The 6,132-nt window shown below is 50.5% G+C and carries 3 protein-coding genes and 1 CRISPR repeat array; of the genes, 2 read left to right on the top strand and 1 reads right to left on the bottom strand.

What is annotated here, in order from left to right; translation table 11 throughout:
* Window positions 1–471, top strand: a 471-nt coding sequence (locus tag ACYQ2C_RS18370) for a VRR-NUC domain-containing protein (RefSeq protein WP_460104607.1), incomplete at its 5' end; no start/stop codon positions are given.
* Between the two features lie 17 nt (window positions 472–488).
* The gene (locus ACYQ2C_RS18365; RefSeq protein WP_460104609.1) at window positions 489–1,418 is read left to right on the top strand and encodes a type VI immunity family protein; all 930 of its coding nucleotides are present in this window, start codon (window positions 489–491) and stop codon (window positions 1,416–1,418) included.
* Window positions 1,419–1,474: 56 nt separating this feature from the next.
* A CRISPR array of direct repeats spans window positions 1,475–4,980; the repeat unit is 29 nt; unit sequence CGGTTTAGCCCCGCGTGTGCGGGGAACAC.
* A gap of 117 nt (window positions 4,981–5,097) precedes the next feature.
* Here ACYQ2C_RS18365 and ACYQ2C_RS18360 read toward each other — a convergent pair.
* A complete protein-coding gene (locus ACYQ2C_RS18360; RefSeq protein WP_460104611.1) occupies window positions 5,098–5,790 on the bottom strand; it encodes a hypothetical protein in 693 nt (230 codons plus the stop codon).
* Window positions 5,791–6,132 lie beyond the last annotated feature (342 nt).

The following is a 6,132-nucleotide window of genomic DNA, read 5'->3' as shown; positions in this document are numbered from 1 at the left end:
TCGGATCAAAATTTGTATCAAGCCTGTGTGCATGGCGTTTTTGCAACTGCCGACGCTGCGCTCAACTACAAAAGCCGCTATAAGTCTGAAATATCCTTCGATATGGGTATGGAGACCGACGGCATTCCGAGACCATTAATGCACCGTGATCCTAACAACCTAGACTGCACAGAGCCTTCCTATAACTGGATGGCTCGCATAAAAGAGGTAGAGGGCTATCAACCGGGTGAGGGATATATTCGTAGACCGGATTTAACCATCGTGAAGAATCCAGCTAAACAACCTACCACTGATAATATAGAACGCGTGATAGAGTATAAATTTAGAAATGATGCACGAAGCGCTGATCAGGATAGAGATTACAGAAAAATCGCCGGAGGACGAAATAGTTACGCCATTTATCGCATTGGAGGCAAACCTGAAAAAGATGAACAGGTTTGCAATTGTAAAAACCCAAATCAGATTCTGTAGAGGGTAAAACAAAGAAAATGAATGTATTTAATTATCAACATATCACCCAAGAACCAGTCGTGAATTTCTCGGACGGTGATCCCGCCGCCGTTTTAGGCTTAGCGATGGAGTTTTATATTGGTGGCCCCGGTCAACCCGGTCGCACGGAAGCTATGGTGCAGGCTATCGAACTGTATCTGAAACAAGCGGCGGGCCAATTTAAATATTATTATCTGCATGGCGATAGAACTATGCGACGCCTCCAATCCGGCGAAAATATTGACCCACGTTTGGTGCACGCAATGGCTGGTCCAGATGGCATCTTTGAAATTCAGGCTGGAGTTGAGGAGGATAAAGCACACTTTTGGTCTCTTCTGGGGCATACTAAAAAAGTGCAGCGACAAAATTATTTGGGAGAATTATTAATTACCTACCCTTTTTCTATTCTCGATCAAATCGGTCTTGATGGCTTTATTCAGCAGTTTGTCTCTATGTGCAATGCAATGGAAGTTGAGCACGCCTATGCTGGCCCTAGTTTCATTGAGCCTTTTAATGTAGGTGGCATGAATGCTTCACATTCCGTTATAGGATCACAGCTATTTAATTATCCTTGTTTTAACGCTTATAACTTATCGACGACATGCAATGAGTTTGGCGATGGCACTAAATCCATTGCTTTTCTAACAGCAGTTTCTAATCGTATTCTCGAAAAAGCCGGTGGTGCACAGTCCGTGTTAGCGAACGCTGGCCCAACCACACTATCTTGCCCTTACAGTAACGGCGTTATTTTTCAAGCTGGAAGCGTGCCGCAAATTGGTTCGCCCAGTTTTATTCCTCAAGAATATATTAATTTAGGTCGTGCGCTAAAACCAACGCGCGCTGAGATCAACGACTCTTTATTTGATGATCCCGCAGGTATAGATGACGATGGATTTACCCAGCGTTGGTTATCTCGGTTTGATGAGTAAAACATCCCAAGTGTGCGGGAACACGACTTCGATTTGAATTCTGGTTTGCCTGACGGCGGTTTAGCCCCGCGTGTGCGGGGAACACAAAATTTATGGGTATGATCTATAACGCTAATACGGTTTAGCCCCGCGTGTGCGGGGAACACAATTCTTTCTACCGCCAGACGAAACGCATAGTCGGTTTAGCCCCGCGTGTGCGGGGAACACTTGTAGATTGTCGTAAAATAGAGCCGCGTGATCGGTTTAGCCCCGCGTGTGCGGGGAACACGAATACACCCAACTCCAGCAGGAGGTGCTGCTCGGTTTAGCCCCGCGTGTGCGGGGAACACATATGATCGAAAATTTACCTATTGGAATACCACGGTTTAGCCCCGCGTGTGCGGGGAACACATCACAAAGCGGTGACCACATTTTGGCCACCGCGGTTTAGCCCCGCGTGTGCGGGGAACACTTAAACGAAGAAGAGCGGCTACTGAGTGAAAGCGGTTTAGCCCCGCGTGTGCGGGGAACACGATAAGCAAAGAGAAGCTCGGGCCTACAAAATCGGTTTAGCCCCGCGTGTGCGGGGAACACTGTTATTTGCACGAATCCCCATTACCGAATGACGGTTTAGCCCCGCGTGTGCGGGGAACACCTAGACGAGCACCGAAGTCGCGGTATGGCGACCGGTTTAGCCCCGCGTGTGCGGGGAACACGGCCAGACATCAGCGCCGGACATGCCCTCTGACGGTTTAGCCCCGCGTGTGCGGGGAACACGCTAGCGATTGGGCAGAAATGAATGGAGCTGGCGGTTTAGCCCCGCGTGTGCGGGGAACACACTATAGCATGTTGGTTTTCCGAAAATGGGATCGGTTTAGCCCCGCGTGTGCGGGGAACACGTAATTTTGAAGAAAAATTCGAGGCCACGGGCCGGTTTAGCCCCGCGTGTGCGGGGAACACAAAATTCCACGATCTACAAACCGCCAAACAGCCGGTTTAGCCCCGCGTGTGCGGGGAACACCGATAGTAGATACAGCAAAGTATCAAGAATGTCGGTTTAGCCCCGCGTGTGCGGGGAACACAGCGACGCATTTGCTATCGGTAAATTAGACCCCGGTTTAGCCCCGCGTGTGCGGGGAACACCAGACTCTTTTGAGTGGAGTGACATATGCTCACGGTTTAGCCCCGCGTGTGCGGGGAACACAAAAGTCACTGTTTTTGAAATTTAAAATTACGCGGTTTAGCCCCGCGTGTGCGGGGAACACTATCGCCAATTCTGTTGAGCAGCTGAAATGAACGGTTTAGCCCCGCGTGTGCGGGGAACACATATGACAGCGGCAACCATCGGCTCGGCCGACCGGTTTAGCCCCGCGTGTGCGGGGAACACCCAAATCGCAGAAATAAGCGTGGTGCCAATTTCGGTTTAGCCCCGCGTGTGCGGGGAACACCGTTTAGCCTCTCCAGTGTTCCAGTGTAATGACGGTTTAGCCCCGCGTGTGCGGGGAACACATTTTTGGACGAGTAACGTGAAAAAATATCGCCGGTTTAGCCCCGCGTGTGCGGGGAACACTGCGTTAATGTTTAGCCGTTCACCCCGAGCGGCGGTTTAGCCCCGCGTGTGCGGGGAACACCTGAATACCGTTTGGTGTGTACGACACGGCGCCGGTTTAGCCCCGCGTGTGCGGGGAACACTGCCGAGGTATCAAACCCAAGCGGCAACGACTCGGTTTAGCCCCGCGTGTGCGGGGAACACGGGTTGATGGAACCATTGTGCGATCAGGCAGCCGGTTTAGCCCCGCGTGTGCGGGGAACACAGGTGCGCAACGAGTGCGCGCGTGGGCGTCACTGGTTTAGCCCCGCGTGTGCGGGGAACACTTTCAACAACAACTAAGTCATTCATATTTCACCGGTTTAGCCCCGCGTGTGCGGGGAACACGCCGCCTGTCTGGCTACAAAAAAGAATTTCTCCGGTTTAGCCCCGCGTGTGCGGGGAACACCAATTATTAAAATAGGCGCCAATAGCTGATGACGGTTTAGCCCCGCGTGTGCGGGGAACACTGCATTTGCGCCGGAACGATTGCCTCAGCGCGCGGTTTAGCCCCGCGTGTGCGGGGAACACAATCAAATCTGAAATTTCAGCCGGTGACGCCCCGGTTTAGCCCCGCGTGTGCGGGGAACACTGTAAGTTTCGTCACCCTCACCAAATCCGTGACGGTTTAGCCCCGCGTGTGCGGGGAACACTTGTAAATATCTGAGTTTACAGAAATAGATAGCGGTTTAGCCCCGCGTGTGCGGGGAACACCCGTGGCCAAATGACACACGTCCTTCGCCATACGGTTTAGCCCCGCGTGTGCGGGGAACACCTCTGTAACCTCATCCAGCAATTCAACATATTCGGTTTAGCCCCGCGTGTGCGGGGAACACAGCCTTTAACTATTTTGATCTTTTATTGGCGACGGTTTAGCCCCGCGTGTGCGGGGAACACGAGTCCAGTTATTCGGTATTTTTTTCAAACGACGGTTTAGCCCCGCGTGTGCGGGGAACACAGCCGTTAACGCCAACAGCAGTGGTATCGCTGCGGTTTAGCCCCGCGTGTGCGGGGAACACCGCATAGAAATTCCTTCGTAGAGCTGGCGTGACGGTTTAGCCCCGCGTGTGCGGGGAACACTAATTGATGCGTTAGAATACGCTGAAACCAATCGGTTTAGCCCCGCGTGTGCGGGGAACACACGCAACACGTGCACACTGCGCGAACTATTCGCGGTTTAGCCCCGCGTGTGCGGGGAACACATTTAAGTGCATCAAATGCTAAACGCCAAGCCGGGTTTAGCCCCGCGTGTGCGGGGAACACCCTAATGGATACGTGCTAACAGGCACAGCCAGCGGTTTAGCCCCGCGTGTGCGGGGAACACTCGTTTATTCCCTACACAACAAGAGGCCATTGCGGTTTAGCCCCGCGTGTGCGGGGAACACACAAAATCTTTTTCACGGTGAGAGAGTGATGCCGGTTTAGCCCCGCGTGTGCGGGGAACACCGAGCCGTGCATGTCTGTTGTAAACATAGTGCCGGTTTAGCCCCGCGTGTGCGGGGAACACAATATTTAGATTCACTCATGTACGGGAAAAAGCGGTTTAGCCCCGCGTGTGCGGGGAACACAAATGCGACAAAAAAATAAACACTCCTTCATGCGGTTTAGCCCCGCGTGTGCGGGGAACACTGAACCCATCGCTGAGGTATAACAATGCCGTCCGGTTTAGCCCCGCGTGTGCGGGGAACACGTTATACCAATACCAACGTCTGTTCAAAGAGACGGTTTAGCCCCGCGTGTGCGGGGAACACGGCCATAGGGGCCATTTCTGGAAAATCATTTACGGTTTAGCCCCGCGTGTGCGGGGAACACAAAAATGTGTTTGCGTGGGCGAAGATGAATCGCGGTTTAGCCCCGCGTGTGCGGGGAACACATCCAGATCAAAAAACCCTAGAGGCTCAGCCTCGGTTTAGCCCCGCGTGTGCGGGGAACACGGTCAGCAGAGGCTAAAACAGCAGTCAGGCCACGGTTTAGCCCCGCGTGTGCGGGGAACACTCTTAATGTATATGATTGATTCTTATAGGAAAATATCACACTGATATTTCTACCAAGCTTTTGGCGCGCAATACATCTATAAATATGGCGCTAATTACAGGGTGAGAAAGAATGTTTTTAAGAAAGGCTAAGGTGGTCGATTTTAGGGTTGAGTGGTGTTTTATGGGATTTTTTCTCGCCCATGTCCGAGCCTACCGGTGCCACATCAAAGTTAATGTCTCCTACTTTAACAGGCGCGACATTAGAGGGTTTTTGCCCTAAGTCTGCCCCAACTTCGGCTATGTCTAAGGTTGGCGGTTGCACAATTTTTTCGGGCTCTGAACGTTTCGCTTGGCCTAAATCAGAGCCCGTCTCCGCTAAATTCCAAGAGGGTAATGCAACCTCAACGGCTTGTTCGTGAGCCAGCTCCGTTTGGTCAACCAAATTACCAGCGGCTTCTTTTAAACTAAAGCCAGAAATATCAATTTCTTCGGCTTCAGCTTGCCCTTCTTTTGCACTAGCGCCACGCGGCATTAAATTAGCACCTACCGGCGCAAGGGTAAGCTTACGGGTCTTGGGTTTGGCAGGAATATTAGTTTGGTTAGTAACAACCGAAACCTGAGCGCCAGCTTTGGTTAAAACAACTTGGTATTTTTTTGCGGTTTCTTTATCGAGCTGTTTTTTGAGCACTACCGATTTTCCGGTAAATAGAGCCTCGACTTTTGGCGCTGGTAATTTAAACAATTTGGCCAAATTAGCCTTTACTTGAACCAGATTACTGCCAAGTACAATGTCTCCGCGAAACACAATGTCGAATTTTTCTTCACTCATAGCCTTCAACTACACCCTGTTACCAAATTCGCAAATAATTAGTCAGCCGGTTCTCAGTTTAACCGATTGGTTAGTGTTAATTTTACAAAGAAATTGTCTTTATAAAATAACCTAGACCACAAATTCAGGTTAAGCTGGAAATAATTAGTCAGTAACAATTCTGACTGGTTAAGCAAATAATTAAATTAAGAGTTTCGTACTTTCAAACCGGCACAATAATCTAACTTTATGTGGCTGTTCAGTGATTCAACGCGAATTTAATATTTTAAGGAACCTCTGATTAACTCATCCATGATTTAATCAGAGGACAGAAATTGAAAATGCGATTTCCAATTTCTTCAC

This window comes from Sessilibacter sp. MAH3, from assembly GCF_054658275.1.
Note: the sequence above shows the minus strand (reverse complement) of the source record. Positions and strands in the feature narration are given on the sequence as shown.